This window comes from Legionella rubrilucens (genome assembly GCF_001468125.1).
Taxonomy (GTDB): Bacteria; Pseudomonadota; Gammaproteobacteria; order Legionellales; family Legionellaceae; genus Legionella_C; species Legionella_C rubrilucens.
Window position 1 is genome coordinate 800559 of the sequence record NZ_LNYT01000007.1, and the last position, 16554, is coordinate 817112.

The window sequence follows — 16554 nt, forward strand, 5'->3', positions numbered from 1 at the left end:
GCCGCTGGCTTTACGTTTTTTTGATTTTTTTGGCTTGAGCGATTTCCTCTTCCAGTGTTCCCATTAACTCTTTCAGGAGGAGAATCACGCGTTTCTTCTGCCCCAATTCGGTGATGTGCCCTATTTAATGCCAACCATTTCGGTGGAATAATCATTGGCATTGCGTTTCTCAACCACTTGATCCGCTAAAATATACCAATGGTATTTAGTTCCTACCGGAACACCGGGGCCCTCAGGGGCTTTGCCTTTATGGCATTTGGTCACCGCATAAAGAGAAAGCCAGGGTTACCTGAGATAACCCTGGCCTGTCCTCAGTAAGATCCATTATTAGTACCGGTTCCGGTTCCCGTGGTGGTGTCAGTACCGGTTTCGGTTCCCGTGGTGGTGTCAGTACCGGTTCCGGTTCCCGTTCCCGTGGTGGTGTCAGTACCGGTTCCGGTTCCCGTTCCCGTGGTGGTGTCAGTACCAGTTCCGGTTCCGGTGGTGGTATCAGTGCCTGTTCCGGTTCCGGTGGTGGTGTCCGTGCCTGTTCCGGTTCCGGTGGTGGTATCCGTGCCTGTTCCGGTTCCGGTGGTGGTATCCGTGCCTGTTCCGGTTCCGGTGGTGGTATCCGTGCCTGTGCCGGTTCCGGTGGTGGTGTCAGTACCAGTTCCGGTTCCCGTGGTGGTGTCAGTGCCTGTTCCGGTTCCGGTGGTGGTGTCAGTGCCTGTTCCGGTTCCGGTGGTGGTGTCAGTGCCTGTGCCCGTTCCGGTGGTGGTATCCGTGCCGGTGTTCATCGTTCCCGTGCCCGTCGTGGAGATGTCGGTTGATGACGTCCCGGAGCCAGAAGTATCCGCGTAAGTGGAGGTTAATGCGGCGGCAGTAAATAAAGTCAGTGCAATCCGTTTCATGGTGTTAGTCCTTCTCGTTAAGCCTGTTCTTAATGATGGTCGTGCTGATAAGCCTTTTGGCACAAAAATCATAAAAAAACAGGTTTGGGTTCTAGAAATAAATACGACAGTTGTTTTGAGTAAACAATTTAAAACTCTACTGTTAAGAATAGCTCAAATAATCGGACAATTAGATTATTCAGGAGTCTGAACGGCGTTTTTCTCCGAGAGGTATTGTTTTTATAATCAGTCCGCATAAAAAACACGCCAGACAGTAGTAAAAACTGTTCAGATGAATGTATTATTTCAAAGCTTTGAATTGACAGGATGCCAAAATGAAAATTTCATTCATTAAAAACTGCTTAACCAATTATGATAAAAACAAGGGGTATCTGCGGGTACTGAAAGATGAATCCCACATCAGCCAGTTAAGAGTCTTTTATAATGAACTGGGCGGCGATAAAGCGGAGGATCGTGAGCTTAATCCCCAGGAATTACTCAAGCTTGTTACTATAGCACTCGGCAAAAAAAACTGGAATGACTCACAAAGTGCCGATGTGTTTACTGAAATTTTCAAACAGTTCGGCGGCAAAGAGGCTTATCAGTATCTGGTTGATAAAAATGGCTTAACGGCAGAAAATGTTGCGCTTCTGGAAAAAAATGTCGCCGCTTACAGCAGGAACAGTCAGGAAATTGGGGGGCTTGCGATCCTGTTGGATTATTCATCACAAAGTGTTCCCCCCTTGTCTTTAAGTGTTTTGTCAGACGAGTCTCTTTATTTTGATTTAGTCAGCATGTACAACAAGACGGGTTGTTTGACTCGTTTGAAAAAGGATGGGCTATTAAGCAAAAACGCGCTCTTGTTGATCGCTAAATGCAAGGACGTTGAGGTTGCTGAGCAGTTGATTCGCTTAATGAATGCCCAAAACAGCTTCAACGACGCAAACCTTCTGTCATTAGCAAAAAATCCCGACGCCCTTGAGCCCATTTTTCAAATTCTAACCAGTCTTGGTCAAAAAGACGTATTCCCACCGACCTTTTGCGATGTGACAACATTATTCAGTTTCAACGCGGTGACCGCGACCAATTTCAAGCATTACCTGCAGGGTATTGAGCAACAATGCCTAAAAAGTAAAACAACTGCGGCCCCTGAAATTGGCAAAAAACTTTTGGCCCATGCCGAAACGCTGGCAAACCAAAATCCGTTGGTCATGGAGAAAGCACTGAGTGTATTCAAGCAGCAGGGATGGATAATAACCGACTACCTCGATTACCTGTTGGCAATAAAAGATGCCAACCTGTACTATACCGTGCTCAACATGGCTAAATTATCGCTTGAAGCTGTCTATTTACCCAGGATTCTCGATGCGGTAAAGGCTGAGGCCACGCATTATCGAACGATAGTCAGTGGTATTGTCCATCTTAAAGAAAAAAATGCCCTGACCGAAGAGCATCTGATTTTTATTTTAAGCTCCTGCGCGCATGCTCACACCCTGGCGGCAGCGCTTACCCAGTGGCCGCATTTAAAAGAAAAGAAAATCCCTGTCGCTCCTGAGGAGTTGTTAAAGCATCCGCCTTTTGCCGAAAAAATCGTTGGTGCTTTGCATGAGTTAAGTAACACAGTGGTGTTGACTGAGCAACTCAGTATGCAGGTGATAAGTAAACCGGAAAGTGCAGAAGCGGCAAAGCCTATTTTTCAGTTATTAAGAAGTAATGACTTGTGTACTGAAAAAATGGTAGGCTTTCTTTATCAAAACAATATGATGAACCATCATCTGCATAAAGCACTTGTCGCATTGGATGCAGCGAGTATCCTGACCAACACCAACATCATTAAACTCAGTTTGAATATGGCTTATTTAAAAACCATTGCCAGTGCCTGCGCCACCTTAAGTAATGCCAATGCCTTAGTGAAGGAGTTAAATGCTCACAAATCCTGTACCCGGTTAAATCAGGACATTTTTGATGCCCTTATTGCGAAACCGCTCGACGCCTTGAAACTGGCAGAGTCCTCAGGCGGGTTGCTTAGACGTTTGAATAGTTCAATCAAAGATGAGGAAGCCTGCGAGTTTGTCAAAATCCGCAAGGAGGCGCGCAGTCTTGCCTTATTACAGCGCAGTGGTTTACTGTTCGGGCCTTACATAGAGCCTTATACCAAGGGTGAAAAAAAGCCGTTTACCCTTGAGGAAAGGCAGGCATTGGAAAAAAAATCGATCTTTCATATCGCTTCCTTTCTTGGCAACGGGCGTCTTCTTGAAAAGACAGTTGAGGATCATGTGGCGAAGGAAGCGGTTGAAGGCATTTTTAATGGGAAAATAGGGTAAGCGCCTGGATAACAGGCTACCGCGTCGAAAGGGCGTTGGTGATTACAGGCAGATTAGGCCGCAGAGAGTTCCCTCTCCTGGCAGGAGAGGGTCTTGTTGGGTTGACAGAGACTGTTTGCTTAAGGAAAAGCAGCCAGGGCCTTTTGCAGGCAGGGATCCTGTTCGGCAAAGGCACTGATGACAATGCGGGTTGCTGCGGCGATCACGTCATTGTTGGGGGTTGCATCCACTTTCGGTTGGGTAAAATACACGGCCAGAGTCACCGGTTGACAATGGGGTGGCCAAATGACACCAATGTCATTGGTGGTGCCGTAGTCGCCGGTACCTGTTTTGTCACCGACAACCCACCCCTCGGGCAATCCGGCGCGAATGCGGGCGCCACCCGTGGTATTGTTGCGAAGCCATTTGATCAACAGTTGACGCTCGGGTGCGGCCAATGTGTCGGTGGTGGTGAGTTTCTGTAAACTCAGCGCCATGGCTTTGGGTGTGGTCGTGTCCCGTGGGTCACCCGGAATGGCGGTGTTTAATTCCGGTTCAAAGCGGTCCAGCCTGAATTGATTATCGCCAATTGATCGCGCAAATGCCGTCACTGCCTTTGGGCCTCCCATCTTTTTCAGGATAAGGTTAATGGCTGCGTTGTCACTCTGCGTGATCGTGGCTTCACACAGTTCAGCCAGTGTCATGCCATCAGCCAGGTGTTTCTCAGTCTCTGGCGAGTGCACCACCAGATCCTGTTTGCTGTAGTGAATTTTTTCCTGAAGCAGGGTCTTGTCCCTCATGCTTCTGCTTAAAAGAGCAGCCACGCCCATGGCTTTGCTGGTACTGCACAGCGGGAAAGCCTGTCGGGCATGGTATTGAATCGTCATCCCATTGGCCTGGTTGATGGCGGCAATGCCCAGGCGTCCCCCGGTCGAGGCTTCCAGCGCGGCCAGTTTTTGTTGCAGGGAAAGCAATTCATCCTTGGCATGGGCGGTTAATGTCAATGAGGCTATCGCGAAAAATACAATCAATCGTTTAAAAGACATAAAAAACTCGTTCATCTTATCAATACAACAGAGAAGGTTTTGACGCGCAATGCAGGATGAATGCGTCAGGACGTCAAGATCTGCTATGCTAATGGGAAAGCCAGGGTATTGGAATGCCTGTATGAAAAAAATTTTACTGATGGGGTTGTGGGCATTGGCCTTTTCTGCAGTTGCCGTTGATCCTCCGGAGTCAGCCATTGTGGACCAGAAATACGATCAGGAACGCTGCGTGCAGGATCTGATGAATCGTTGTCATGAGGCTTGTAAAACGGCAAAGGGAGATCCGGATTGCGTTTCCCGCTGTCAGGACAATGCAAAAAATGAATGCCGCCAGGCCGGCGAATAAGTTCTGTTTGTGGGTAAACTTTCAGACTTCATCAGGGAAAGCATCATTAAAAACCGCCGGCAGGCTGTCTTCATAATAGTGTTCCCCTTTAAAAATCACTTTTTTTCCTGACAGGGCCGCGATGCGTTGACCGGGCAGGATAAAGCCGACCACATTGAGCGGGTCAACTGCCGCAATGGGGATGGCTTCCCGATGAGGTGCTTTATTTTTAATTGCCCGTAATGAATCAACGGCATAGGGAAGCGCAAACTGCTCGCCTAAAAAGCCGCTGACAAAGCGGCCGCCGCGGATTTCACCCCGGGCCTCCAACCGCCGGAAAACAAGGAGCAGTTCGCGCCAGGGAGGGATTAATTTTTCACGTGCTATCAAATCGCGAAAGACAACCCCATAACGTTTCAACAACAGCCAGCAGAGGGCTTCCCTCTGGCGGTCGGGATCGGTCTTCTGGGGTGTCTTGAGAAGAGTCCAGCGTCCGGTGCTGTACTGATGACGTAAGGGGTGACGACGCTTTTTATTTAAACGACGCTTAGGATCAATCAGTGATCGCAGGTTATCAAATCCATCCGCTGTGGTTAATCCAGCGGTTACCAGTTCCCATAACGCCATTTCAATTTCTGATTTCAAGGCGTGAACCCCTTCGGCGATCTCATTGAAAAACGAGGCGCCCTGGTTTTTAAGAAAGGTATAAACGCAGCGTGCAACATGGCTTAAATGCGATAACTCCTCTTCCTGTTCCACCGCTTTAATGGTCGGCATCCAATCGGCTTTATCGCGTACAAAAAAGGTAATCGGCGCTACACTGGTGGGAATAACGCGCTTATTTTCCGATGCCATGTCGCTGGTCTTTGATAGACGGCCCCAGCCGACAATACCCATGAGGCAAAGCCGGTCAAGCATGCCTGGATCATAGTGAATGACGCGCCTGGCAAAAATATCCTTTTCCCAGGATTTAGCCGGAATTTCGATGCCCTGAAGCTGGCTTATCACCTCAATCAACCCCTGTTCATCCCTTAATTGCGTACCCGGGGCGACATGCTGCCAGGTGAGCAGCCACTGCATGAATTTAATGGCGGTTACCGGTTCAATCTCGCGGCGCAGTTTACCTAAGGTTAAACGATGAATACGGGCTAAAAGGCGGCGCTCGCACCATTCCTGCTCAGTACCGGTAAAGGACCCGCGTAAAATGACGCCGTTGGCCTCAAGACGGAGCAGCGCCTGCTCCGTTTCGTTTTGAGGAAGCGAAAGAATCCTGGCTAATTCCTGTGCGCTGATGGGCCCGCTTGAGAACATCCAGCCTCGGATTAACTCAATCAGCGCCTCCTCGCGCAGGAGAGGCTTGTCTTCAATGGCTGGCAGGACATCCTGAATCAGGGCCTCAGGATAAAGATGGGCAAAGGTTTGTGCTTTTTCAGCGGCGAACCAGAGTGTTTTGCCTGCCAGAGTGGCACGACCGGCTCGTTTTTCCTGACGTAATTCATTAAAAAAAATCTGCCACTGGTCATAAAGTTTAAGCGTTTGCAGCGACGTGACCGGTAAGGCAATCAAGGTTTGCAGTGCATCCTGCAATTCGTCCTTGTCACGGACATCAGGCCAGACCTGTTGCCTGACTTCGGCAATGATGTCTGGATCCAGCCGGCCTATCTCACCCAGCAGCGACTCAGGCAGAATACGCCTTAGAGTGACTGCCCGGGCGCGCCGCTCTTCCAGCGGGGCATCATCCAGGAAGGCATAGGGATTGGCATTTAGAATTTCATGGGCAAACGCGGAGGGGGTCGGCGTATCGACGGCCAGGTAACGGATTTCTCCGCGTTTAAGGCGGTCAAGCACACCAATTAACCCCTGCAAATCCAGGGCTTCAGTCAAGGCATCCTTAATGGTTTCGTTAATCAGCGGGTGATCCGGCAATTCAATGTCGCGCCCGCCGAGATTATCCTGACAGGCAGCGGCATCCGGGAAAACAGCGGCCAGCAAATCATCGGCCAGCATGCGCTGGATGTTGGGCGGTACTTTTTTGCCATTCCTAAAACGAATCAGTGCCAAGGCGCGGCCAGCATCCCAGCGCCAGCGGGTAGCGAACAGGGGGGATTGCAAAACGGCCTGGGTAAGGACCCGTGTGATGCTTTTAGGATTTAAAAAGGCGAAGACATCCGCTAAGGGAAAGCTGTGCTGTTCAGCCAGGGCGATATTAATGCCGTCGTCGGTGGCTGAGGCCTGCAATTCAAAGTTAAACGAGCGGCAAAAGCATTTGCGCAAAGCCAGACCCCAGGCTTTATTGATGCGCGCGCCAAAAGGTGCATGAATAATCAATTGCATCCCTCCGGCTTCGTCAAAAAAACGCTCGGCGATGAGGGTCTGTTGCGTGGGCACGGCGCCTAACAGTGCTCGTCCCTGCAGGATGTACTCTACCAATTGCAGAGCGCCTGCCCGGTTTACCTGGCAATGATCAATTAGCCATTGAAGCGCGTCCTGAGTAAGCGCCAATTGTTCGCTGGCCGGGGCAGCCGGCAAACACGTAGCCGGCAACAGGTCGCTTAAGCGCTGGCGTAAGGCCGACACCTGCAGCGACAGTTCATTTGTTCGTCCCGGCGCCTCTCCGCGCCAGAAAGGCACAGTGGGCGGTGCGCCATGTGCGTCCTCAACCAGCACGCGGCCGGTCGCGCTTTCAATGCGGCGAATCTGCCAGGAGGTACTCCCGAGCAGGATAATGTCACCGCGATTACTTTCCACGGCAAAATCCTCATCCAGCGTGCCCACCATGGCGCCGGTGGGTTCGGTGATGACGGTAAACAGGCCGTTTTCCGGGATAGCGCCGCCATTGGTGATGGCGGTTAAGCGGCTGCCGCGGCGGCCTTTGACCCGACCATTGACCCGATCACGAAATAAATAGGCGCTGTAGCGGCCGCGTGAACCGGCGATGCCTTCAGCCAGCATCTCAAGCACCTCATCAAACGTTTGTCTTGACAGGGCGCGATAAGGGTAGGCGCGCCTGACTAGAGCGAATAAGTCGTCTTCCTGCCATTCATCGGTGGCACAACTGGCCACCAGTTGCTGAGCCAGAATGTCCAGGGGTGCCTCAGGAATAATAAGTTCATCCAGATCACCGTCACGGATAGCGTGCACCAGGGCTGCGCACTCCAGCAATTCATCGCGGGTGGTGACAAAAAGGCGGCCTTTGGACACCGCACCATGCCAATGTCCTGCCCGTCCTACCCGTTGAAGCATCACGGCAATGGCGCGTGGAGAGCCTAACTGGCAGACCAGATCCACACTGCCAATGTCAATACCCAGTTCCAGGGAAGCAGTTGCGACCAGGGCTTTTAGTTCCCCATTTTTTAATTGATTTTCCGCTTTCAGACGTAATTTTCGTGATAAACTGCCATGATGAGCCGCGACCTGATCAGAGCCTAAACGCTCGGCCAGATGATGAGCGACGCGTTCAGCGACTCGCCTGGTATTGGCAAAAATCAGGGTGGAGCGGTTTTGTCTGGCCAATTCAGCCAGGCGATTATAAATTTCATCCCACATCTCATTGGAGGCTACAGCCCCCAGCTCCGAAGAGGGCACTTCCACCGTCAATTCCAGGTGTTTTGCATGGCCAATATCAATAATTGTGGCCTTGTCTGCGCGATTGCCCATTAAAAAATCAGCTACCCGCTCCAACGGTTTTTGGGTCGCGGACAACCCAATGCGCAGCGGTGGTTGATGGGTCAGCGCTTCCAGACGTTCGAGCGAAAGGCTTAAGTGACTGCCGCGCTTGTCGTCGGCCAAGGCATGGATTTCATCAATAATGACCGTTTTTACGGTGCGAAGGATTTCACGGCTTTTCTCCGTGGTGAGCAGAATGTAAAGCGATTCCGGGGTGGTTACCAGAATATGCGGCGGTTTTTTGGCCATAGCGACGCGATCTTTCGCTGGCGTATCGCCGCTTCGGACAGACACGTTGATTTCGGCCATTAGCTGCTGGCTGGTGTCAGCCAACGCCTGTATGCCGTTTAATGGGGTCATTAAATTTTTTTGAATGTCATTTCCCAAGGCTTTTAATGGCGAGACATAAAGCACTTCGGTTTCGTCACTCAACGTACCGGCTAAGGCTTTTCGGATTAATTGATCCAGGCAGGCTAAAAAAGCGGCAAAGGTTTTCCCGGAGCCAGTCGGCGCGGAGATCAACGTGGCGTTGCCGGCGAGAATGGAGGGCCAACCCTGACGCTGCGGTTCGGTCGGTTCGCCAACCTGATTGATAAACCATTCGCGGACCAGAGGATGAGCCCAGTCGAGACTGTGTGCCCGTTTCATGACTGATAAAGCTTAGAGGGTGAGATTGTGTAAAGTATACACTATATCGATTTTGAGATACCCGGAAAAAGATTATAATGAGAAGAAAAAAGGGGAAAGCATGCAAAAGCTACTCTACGCGGTCGTGTTTATTATCCTCAGTGCGGCGGCTCACAGCGACGAACGTTGTTTTGATTATAAAAAAGGCAAGGCCATCCTGAAGGAATTAGAGGGCATGGTGGAGTATACACTCTGCGCCCAACCGCTTCCGGCGGAACGGGTGCGTTCAGGCATAAACACCGTGTTGCCCAGGGTGATGAATAAAGCGTTTCTTGGCGTCGACCCGCCTGACAATTGGCAGACAATGGTGAATGAGGTGCAGCAAACCTGCCTTAAGGATCATGGCAATCTGTGTTCAGACGCCGCCCGGAAAGAAGTGGAGGCCTGTGTTTCTGCTCAATTGCCTGTTTTAATTTTGTTCTGGGCTCCCTGGTTTGCCGAACACTGCAAGGCAATCAACAAAGCCGTTATTTTAGACTGGAAACAAAAGAAACCTCAGGTTCAACAGTGGATCAATGCGTTTAAACAGCAAGCCATCAATTGAATGAGGGGGAGGATTTTTCCTCACTGCCGCGCGGGACAGGGCCTTCTTTTTTTTCATCGTATTCATAGGCGGCAAACAGGTCTTCGTCCTCAAGCGCTGTTTCTTTTATCCCTTCTTTAAAAGGGATATCCATGCGCTTCATTGTCCAGGCGCCATGGGTGTAGCTTGTGTATTTGCCGATTCGTAGATTGGACTCAGGCGACACGTCCGTGGAAGGGCGGATTCCTGCTTCCTTAAAAGCCTCTTCAATTCCGACAATGGCTTCTATCCATTGCTGTGCCTGTTTCTCCGGGTTGGCATTGCAATAAATGACGATTTCACGGCCAAGCATGTGTCTGTCCAAATCCCTGCCGGCAAACTCTGCCTGACCCTCAGTCATGATTTTAAACACACCCAGATTGAATGTTTTCGCACAGGCGGCCATAATCACAAAGGCTTTTTCCAAATCATCCTTGTGAATGGCCAGGTTTAACTTCCAGTCGAATTCATCAATGGCCTTGATGGGGGGATGGTGTCGCTCACACACCAGCCAGCGGGTGGCTTGAGGCATCATGTCTGACGTGTGGAACATACGCAGTTTCAGATTCAGGGCCGGGTGTTCTTCCCTCGCATAGCTTTTTTCCTCCATATCCAGCCCCTGCGAAGATTTGCGGTAATAGGCGCTGATTACCCCCTTCAGATTGTCAGCGCCCTGTTTTTCAGTAGGGCGCTTTTCAGGTTTAAAGAGAGTAAACACCTGATTAACGGCTGCCCCGACGGTGCGGGTAAAAGAAAAGGTGTCTTTGTTGGCATTATTCTCATTGCTTACCGCCGTTTTTTTGATAACAGGACGGCCTTTACCCTGGGCAAGTTGTGCAGCCTTGATGGCGGTATTGTCTTTTTTGTTCTGCGAAGCGGCAAGTTGCAGAAGCGGCGAATGGCTCACCAGGTAGACAAGGTTGCTGTTGGTGTATTTCGCCGAAGGATCATAGGGTTCGTGACGCAGCAGTTCGAGGTAGGCCTCATGCAGGACGACCAGATCCGCAATCTGTTGCTCCGTGTAAGTGGATTCATTCTGGGTATACTGTTCAGAGGACCGGATGGCTTCAAAGGCTTCATCCAGGAGCTTTAATTTGAGACAGATGTCCTTTATCCCCTGCAGGCGCAACATGACAGCATTGGCTGTCATGGGCTTTTGTTTTACATCACCCAGCAGGGGAAAGAGGACAAGCTGATCCAAAGGTTCGGCGGTATTAAAGTAACCCCTGTTTGGGGTATTAAGCAGGGTGATATACACCGTGATGATCGCCTCGAGATACTCGCTCTTTTCCTTGACGCTTAAAGGACTGGACAACACGTAGCGTCCAAGGTCTATCAGAAGTTTAATCTGGTTTTCCTCGCTCAGCAGGGCCTCGCTCTGAAAGGTGATGAATTGCTGTTGGAGCGCTGAGAGTTGCCGGGTTATTTCTTCTGCGCTCAAGGGTTTTTTATCATCAATCGCCTCGCTGCAGAGGACAACGTGTAAACCGTTAAAAACCTCCGGCGGGTCGTTTTCAAAAAACAATTGGCAATACAGGAACATCTCTTTGGAAAAGAAGGCTTTAAGCAAATCCCTGCCTGAAGGGGCACCTTTGGCAATCAGATCGGGAATATTGAATAACAATTCCTTTTTGTTATGGAGCTTGTAAATGGCCGAAAACGTGTTTTCCTTAAACACCTGCGCCATCACCTGAAGAAAAGCGGCTCTCAATGTCATTATTTTTTGAAAGTTTTCCATCTCAGAGGGAGAGTAGGGGTGGTGATTTATGGCGGAAGTAATGGCATTTAATTGATTAAATGTCAGGGATTTAATGTGTGTTTGTACCGGTTTTGCAAACGACAGGGAGGAAGCCTCCTCCGCGTCTACATCGCTCCCTTCCCTGCTTTTTTCAATGATTTCCGTGAGTTTTTTCAGTTGCACGGGCGTGACGTCGATTTCAACCGCAGTGGCCGTGGCTTTATCAAAATAATACACTTTGTCATCACTGGTTAAGACATAAGCACCGTCATCCGCGGTGGTTTGCACCAAGGCTTCCCTGTCGAGCGGTGCCTGCGCTGTGATAAAACTGACCGTGCGTTTGGGTTGCTTCATGCTGCTTAATGCTTCTTCCAGGAAGGTAAATTGTTGATGAACGTCAAAATAGGAGCTTCCATCCTCAGTCTGATAGGCATGGGCCATGTCATACAGCCAGTTTAAGACGTCTTCCGTTGTGGGAGGAGGGGAGACCTGAAATCGCCTTGGCAACGCATTTTTGATTTTTAATTCGCCTAAATCCGTGTGCGATTCACGGTAATAACGAATAACGTCAGACCGTTTAAACGCCTCCTTGAACACCACATAGAGCGGCGGAATAACCGAGGGGATAAAGGCGTCTGCGTGTTGCTCCAGCCGGTAGGCGAGCATGGAATTTTCATCTGTAAGGAAGGCATGGGCCTCAGAGTAAGGTTTTTGAGCCAGAAGCCGCAGGTAAGTCACCCGGATAGCCAGCAGGGCTTGAAACTGGGTTGGGGTTAAGCTTTCCAAGGGGTCGTTCCAGACGTATTTACTGAGGTTGGCACGATTGGCGATGGCAAAAAACAGCTTTTCCAACTGGGTCAGTTTTTCTTCCAGCGTAAACTGGTTATTCAAAGCCAGTTCCTGATGGAAATCAGGGATTTTACCGCGATCAATGTCGCTCAACCAGGGTAAATCGCTGACATACTCCCGGTAGGCTTTTTCCATGATGTCCTGTTGCGAGGCATTGAGATGACCCAAGAGTTGTTTCCGCCGCTGGTTAATGTATTTCGTGGACTGTTCGCGCTTTTGATCGAATTGATATTTCTGTTTATGGAGGTCGATAAAATCCGACGGCTGCAAATCGAAATCAGCCGCTTGCGCCAGGGTGTCTTCCATGGTCTGGTAGGATTGACTCATGGCGATGATTTTAGTCGGCATGTCGCTTAATCTGACCCAACTGATTTTATCCTGAACGTCGAGAGCAATCAGCCGTTTGCCTCGATTCATCGCGTTGCCGGGCATTTCAACCTGACGCATGGCGGCTAAATTTTTATCTTCCTCGTAGTGTGCAGGCAAATAGTCAAAGACATGCTCGTATTTGGCGAGCTCCCCCAACGCCGCCAAGGTGTACACGGCGCAATTATAGCCGTCGCGCTGCAAACCGGTACGGCAGGATTTGATTTCGAAAGGCAGCTCCATGCTGCTCAGCTTTTTATACAACAGATTGACTGCTTCGAGATGCCTGGGATCGCCCGCTGACTCAAAGCAAAAAACCCGGTAATTGCCGTCAGAGTCACGCTCAACATCAAAGCCGATGGCATGTTCTTCATTCAAATGGTAATAAAAAAATTGTTTTCGCTCGCCCAGGGCCAGGTTAGCAATCGCCTTGGCCATTTTTCTTACTGTGGATTCGGAGGCATAATCGGCGCAACGGATGACCGCGAGATCGGCATGCCGCCCCAGTGCCGCAAAACGGCGGTTTTTAGCCATGATCAGCGGCAGAACGTCGCTTTCAATCAGCTTGTGCTCGCCTTTAAGCCGAAACAGCAGGGTTTTATAGGTTTTTTCAAGGCGCAGGTAGTCGCTGCTGCCAAGCTCATCGACTACGTATTTAGGCAGACTGCGCTTTAATTCCTGTTCCCGAATATAACCCGTCAACACCGTGTTAACCTGATTGAGCAGTTCTTCCGATGGATTGTCGGCATTAACAGCATGATGTTCGATGATTTTCTTAAGCTGGTACTTAATAAACGAGTTAAAATGAAGCCAATAAGCCAGCTCCTTGCGGTTTTTTTCCTGAATAAGCTGGCCTAAACGGGTTTGGGATGCGCTTTCCGCGAGGGGGCGGCGTTCAGCGCTGGCTATCATCAATTGGGCAAGAATCAGGGAATACGGCTTTTTAGCAGGCGGGGCCTCTTTTTCTTTCTTTTCGGATGTCATAACCACTCCGAGGTGTACATATGTATTAAATATAGACAACCGGAAGTTTAATTATTGGATTTCCTGTCATGAAATTATATAGTGGGGCTTAAGGCTTTCTTAAACCGGTGAAAAATGCCTCTTTTTTTATTTATGGACATCGAAGAAAAAAGTCGTGTCGCAGCCCAAAAGCAATTTGGAATTAGCGAAGAGGCTGTGGTCCTTGATAAGGACTCGTTGCCCTCAGTTGGCAGCGCCAAGCCACCTTTTGTGATACTTGGGCATACTCAGGAAGTCATTTACGATTATGCCCTGTGGCAAAGCAAAAAACAGACATTAGGCGGTTTGACGGCTGCTGAGATGGCTGAGCGTTTTGCGGACATGATCCCCAAAGAGAAGCGCGGCGAACTGAAGGATTTGTACCTGATTGCCTGTGAAGCCGGTTTAAACGACTCCGCCGAAAAGCCTTGTTATGCACGCGAACTGGCTTACCGATTATATCGCCAGGGGTTTACCGCGGTTGCTGTGCATACAGTGACCAGTCCGGTGTTGAAGGGCACGCCATACGTCGGCATGCGGGTGGAGCTGGTGACCCAAATCGGCATTGAGGGTAAACTGGAAGGGATCCAGCTTGGGCATGCCCGCGCATTTCTGACCACGCAGGACTATGAGGACCTCTCTGAAAAAATCAGCGCGATGGAAATCGAAATGCGGGAGATCAAAGCGCACACGCCAGAGGCGGTAAAACGACGATCGGATTTAAACCGGCAGATTTTAAGCGGCAATGGGCAGTTGCATACAAAATCCCGCGAGCATTTGATCATGGATGTGGCGGATTTAAAAAAAGAGCTGGACCGGCCGGAGAATACGTTTCGCGCTCAAGACTCGCTGAAGGCGATTGAGGCGAAACCCAAGTACTTATCCATCGAACGGCGTGGTATCGAACAACAAAAAATTCACCGTCAGATTAAACCCGTTGTTTCACAAAAAATGCAGGATGACGTTTATGGTCCCCTTATCGAATACGCGCGAACAGACAAATGGTTGCTGGCGGTTTTGTCTGAATTATCCGAATTACAGCGTCGTTACCGAAACGATAAAAAATTCCTGAAAAACATTGACCTGCTTGTTGCCCTGATGAAAGAAAAAAAACAACACTGGCAACAGGCCATTTTTGAAAAAATGGATGCCTACCATGACGTATCCGTTTTAGAGCAAATAAAGACCAGACGTTCGACTTCTTCTTTCTATGATCTGATGCTGCATCTGGTGAGGCAGTACCGCCTTACGCGCATGGATATCGATGCTTCTCTGGAGAAGGAGATTAAAAAAGCAGTCCCTGAACGCGTAATTGAGCAGGTTATTTTCAACAAAAATAAAGAGAAGCTCGCGGTGACCCTGGTTTCAAGAGTAGGGGAGAAAGTCTCCCTGATTGAATTCTCCTTAAAAAAGCACGAACAGGAAAAATTCTCACCGGAGCTGATTAGAAAAAAAATCGAAAAAGGCCATCAACGGGACGAGGAGAATAAAAAAACCTACGCCGCGCAGGCAACGCTTTCTTCCGATTGGGAGGAGGAGCCGTTAATTCCAAAACCAGTCCGTTCCTTACCGGCTGTGAGCCATTATTACCTGTATACCAATCGCCATCATTTCTGGCCGGCTACTATTGCAAAGGGTCAATTTGCAAACCTTCGCGGCGATCCACTCAAACAGGCCATTCTTGCTGATTTTAAACGACAAATCGAAGCCTGCACCAGCGACAACGGTCTTAAGCAATGCTCGAGCCGTTTGCGTGAAAGCTCCGAGTTCCAAGTATTGACCATGGCCCAGGATCGGTTCACTTATTTCTTCAGATGGCTGCCCTGGGTTAAAACCTCCTCAGAAAAAGCCTTTGAAAAAATGCTCAATGATCAGGGGTCTTATTTGAGTTTGTCTAAGAAAAACAAATAAAGGCAAGGTGAGCAGGGCAATATTATTCCAGCGGTGGAAACGCCTGCAGCGGGGTTGAGGAAAAATACCCTGTCTTCATGCAGGCTAAGGTCAACAGCATTTGCTGTTTTAAGAGGGGGGTTTTGCAGAAAGGCCCGTGCAACGCATCCCTTAATCGCCCCATGAGGGGATGGGAGGATTGAAACCAGGGCGTCACAAACCGGCTTGCGCTTTGATAGAATCGCAGTTGCGGGCGCCGCTCTCTGGAATAGCGGGCCAGGGCGTCTGGTACGTCATCCTGAACCAGGCACTGGGCTAAGACACTGGCATCAATTAATCCCAGGTTGGCGCCCTGGCCAAGTTGCGGGCTCATGCCATGCGCCGCATCGCCTATTACGACAACCCGCTTTTCATGCCAGGGATACATCCTGACGTCTAAATAGGAGGCCAGCGCAAACTGGTCATGGCGGGTAAATTGCTTAAGGAACGCCGCAAGTTGCGGCCAGAGCGTTACAACCTGTTCTTTCCAGCGGATCAATGGCGTATTTTGCCATTGACTGAACTGGTCCCGCTTAAGACTCCAGAAGAAACTGATTAAACGCCTGTTGTTTCTATATCCCATCGGCAGCATGCCGGCCATGATCTCGGTTTGGTGATAAACCTGTTCCAGCGTGTGCTTAAACCGATCGTCCTCATCCTCTCCGATAGCCCATAAAGCACCCCACTCATAGGGTTTAACCCGTGTGGTAATGGTCAGTGCCTGGCGAAGCGTGGAGCGTGAGCCATCGGCCAGAACGACGCAGTCATAAGGACCGTAGTGATGGCCTTCACGATCGAAGAGGGTGACCTGATGAGGCTGGTTGTCAATGCGGGTAATTTCACAGGGGTTTTTGATGACGATGCCTTGCGACTGCATGGCTTTGAATAATTCCTCGTAAAGCACGGCACGATGCAGCCCTAACCCCATATGATGCGGGACCAAATCCCGGTATTTTAAATCCAGTACCACCTTGTTGTTATGGTTTCTGCCGTGCAGCCCGTGGATAGGAACGCCTTTCTCAAGCAGCGGTCTGACAAGATCGAGTTTGGAAAGAATATGTAGACCGGCGGGTTGCAGGAGAAAACCGGCACCCACTGGGACAAGCTGGCTGACCTTATCAAAAACCGTGACTTGAGCGCCGCTTTTTTTAAGAAAAAGCGCTGCCGCGGGTCCCGCAATACCGCAACCAATAACGGCGATATTGAGCATGA

At 49.9% G+C, this 16554-nt stretch carries 10 protein-coding genes; 4 read left to right on the forward strand and 6 right to left on the reverse strand.

What is annotated here, in order from left to right; translation table 11 throughout:
- Positions 1-120: 120 nt before the first annotated feature.
- Together Lrub_RS14735 and Lrub_RS07140 are read right to left on the reverse strand one after the other, a co-directional pair.
- Positions 121-264: a hypothetical protein gene (locus Lrub_RS14735; protein WP_156413030.1), complete on the reverse strand. Its 144-nt coding sequence runs from the start codon at positions 262-264 to the stop codon at positions 121-123.
- Between the two features lie 47 nt (positions 265-311).
- The gene (locus Lrub_RS07140; RefSeq protein WP_058531470.1) at positions 312-890 is read right to left on the reverse strand and encodes a hypothetical protein; all 579 of its coding nucleotides are present in this window, start codon (positions 888-890) and stop codon (positions 312-314) included.
- Between the two features lie 314 nt (positions 891-1204).
- Here Lrub_RS07140 and Lrub_RS07150 point away from each other — a divergent pair, with 314 nt between their 5' ends.
- Positions 1205-3193 (forward strand): hypothetical protein, encoded by a 1989-nt coding sequence (locus Lrub_RS07150; protein ID WP_058531472.1) that lies wholly within the window; start codon positions 1205-1207, stop codon positions 3191-3193.
- A 119-nt stretch (positions 3194-3312) separates the two neighbouring features.
- On the opposite strand, the gene bla is transcribed toward Lrub_RS07150, so the two are convergent.
- Positions 3313-4218 carry a class A beta-lactamase gene (gene bla / locus Lrub_RS07155; protein ID WP_065235735.1) on the reverse strand — a complete coding sequence of 302 codons (906 nt, stop codon included), beginning with the start codon at positions 4216-4218 and terminating at the stop codon, positions 3313-3315.
- Positions 4219-4339: 121 nt separating this feature from the next.
- Here bla and Lrub_RS07160 point away from each other — a divergent pair, with 121 nt between their 5' ends.
- Positions 4340-4564, forward strand: coding sequence for a hypothetical protein (locus Lrub_RS07160; protein ID WP_058531474.1), 225 nt, complete (start codon positions 4340-4342; stop codon positions 4562-4564).
- A 21-nt stretch (positions 4565-4585) separates the two neighbouring features.
- Here the strand turns inward: Lrub_RS07160 and Lrub_RS07165 are convergent, their stop codons facing one another.
- Positions 4586-8857 (reverse strand): DEAD/DEAH box helicase, encoded by a 4272-nt coding sequence (locus Lrub_RS07165; protein WP_082651457.1) that lies wholly within the window; start codon positions 8855-8857, stop codon positions 4586-4588.
- A 100-nt stretch (positions 8858-8957) separates the two neighbouring features.
- Between Lrub_RS07165 and Lrub_RS07170 the strand changes: the two genes are divergently transcribed.
- Positions 8958-9440: a hypothetical protein gene (locus Lrub_RS07170; protein WP_058531475.1), complete on the forward strand. Its 483-nt coding sequence runs from the start codon at positions 8958-8960 to the stop codon at positions 9438-9440.
- Here Lrub_RS07170 and Lrub_RS07175 read toward each other — a convergent pair.
- Entirely contained in the window at positions 9433-13395 is a 3963-nt protein-coding gene (locus Lrub_RS07175) for a hypothetical protein (RefSeq protein ID WP_058531476.1), read from the reverse strand. The genes Lrub_RS07170 and Lrub_RS07175 overlap by 8 nt on opposite strands.
- 114 nt (positions 13396-13509) lie before the next feature.
- On the opposite strand from Lrub_RS07175, the gene Lrub_RS07180 reads away from it, so the two are divergent.
- Positions 13510-15324: a hypothetical protein gene (locus Lrub_RS07180; RefSeq protein WP_058531477.1), complete on the forward strand. Its 1815-nt coding sequence runs from the start codon at positions 13510-13512 to the stop codon at positions 15322-15324.
- Positions 15325-15346: 22 nt separating this feature from the next.
- Here Lrub_RS07180 and Lrub_RS07185 read toward each other — a convergent pair whose 3' ends face one another.
- Positions 15347-16552 (reverse strand): FAD-dependent oxidoreductase, encoded by a 1206-nt coding sequence (locus Lrub_RS07185; RefSeq protein WP_058531478.1) that lies wholly within the window; start codon positions 16550-16552, stop codon positions 15347-15349.
- Positions 16553-16554 lie beyond the last annotated feature (2 nt).